This window comes from Paenibacillus algorifonticola (assembly GCF_000971975.1).
Taxonomy (GTDB): Bacteria; Bacillota; Bacilli; order Paenibacillales; family Paenibacillaceae; genus Pristimantibacillus; species Pristimantibacillus algorifonticola.
Map to the genome: position 1 here is coordinate 1 of NZ_LAQO01000097.1, position 1,377 is coordinate 1,377.

1 protein-coding gene is annotated in these 1,377 nt (G+C 42.7%); it reads left to right on the plus strand.

All coding sequences use genetic code 11. The annotated features are described in order from the left end of the window. Positions 1–74 precede the first annotated feature (74 nt). Positions 75–1,377, plus strand: a protein-coding gene (locus WH37_RS35220; RefSeq protein WP_231594471.1) for an IS3 family transposase whose coding sequence is annotated in 2 segments (ribosomal slippage) — positions 75–444 and positions 444–1,377 — 1,304 coding nt annotated over the 2 segments. Because the reading frame shifts where the segments join, the coding sequence is not laid out codon by codon here. This gene is flagged as partial in the annotation.

Consider the following 1,377-nt stretch of genomic DNA (forward strand, 5'->3'; position numbering starts at 1 on the left):
ACTTTAAAAAAGGTCATCTTGTAGGGTCTTTTTTTGTGTACAATAAATAAAAAAACGAGCGGCGGTCGAAGCGGATGTCTAAAAAATGCTTTACAACTCAAGAGCAAGCTCAGTTAAGAACAAATCCCTATGTGAAAAATGTCAGTGCTAAAGCCATTACCTATACGGATGCGTTTAAAGAACGATTTATTCAAGAATACAATCAAGGTAAGCTTCCAAGTGAGATTTTTCAGGGAGCGGGCTTTGCTCTAGACGTTTTGGGTGCAACCCGGATTAAGAAGGCTTCCAATCGATGGCGCACGGCTTATCAAGAACAAGGGCCTGCTGGATTAACAGACGCTAGAAAACACGCCTCAGGCCGTCCTCTGGGCCGTGAATTAAGTCTCGAAGAAAAATATGCCCGTTTGGAAGCGAAAATGAAGTGGCTCGAAGCGGAAAATGAATTCTTAAAAAAGCTCGATCAACTCGAAAGGCAGATGAGAAAAAAGAAATCCAACTAAGCACGCGGCAAAAATTCGAACTTATTCAACAGATGATGAATACCTATCCTTTCCAGCGAAAGGTGCATGTTCTTTGTGGAATCGCTGGGGTTTCACGTTCCGGCTATTATCGATATGGTAGCGAAGATGCTCGATTACATCGTCAAAAACAGGAAGAAAACGATCAAAAAGTGAAAGCGATTCTTCTGAAAGCCTACCATTATCGGGGAAGAAAGAAGGGGGCTCGTCAAATTAAAATGACACTGGAGCAGCAATATGGAATCACATACAACCTCAAGCGAATTCGTCGTGTCATGCAAAAGTACAACATCGTTTGTCCCATTCGAAAAGCAAACCCCGCACGACGTATGGCCAAAGCCACCCATGAGCATCGAACCTGTCCCAACACGTTAAAACGAGCCTTTAAGCAAGGGATCGCCGGCAAGGTGCTCTTAACCGACATCACGTATTTAACCTATGGAAACAAGAAGCGAGCCTATCTATCGACGATTAAAGATGCCGAAACCAATGAGATTCTAGCCTATGAAGTTTCTGCTTCCATTGGTTTGGATATTGCGATCGAGACGTTGAAACAACTCAAGAAACATCGCCATCTCACTCCGGATGCGTTGATTCATTCGGATCAAGGATTTCACTATACGAACCCGAAGTTCCAAAATCTTGTGAAGAAAATGGGGCTAAGTCAATCGATGTCGCGTAGAGGAAACTGTTGGGATAACGCCCCACAAGAATCATTTTTTGGGCATTTTAAAGATGAAACGAATATCAAAACGTGTATGACCTTGGAAGAGGTAAAGCAAGAAGTAAAAAGCTACATGATCTATTACAATCATTATCGAGGTCAATGGAACTTAAATAAGCTGCCGCCTGTACGGTA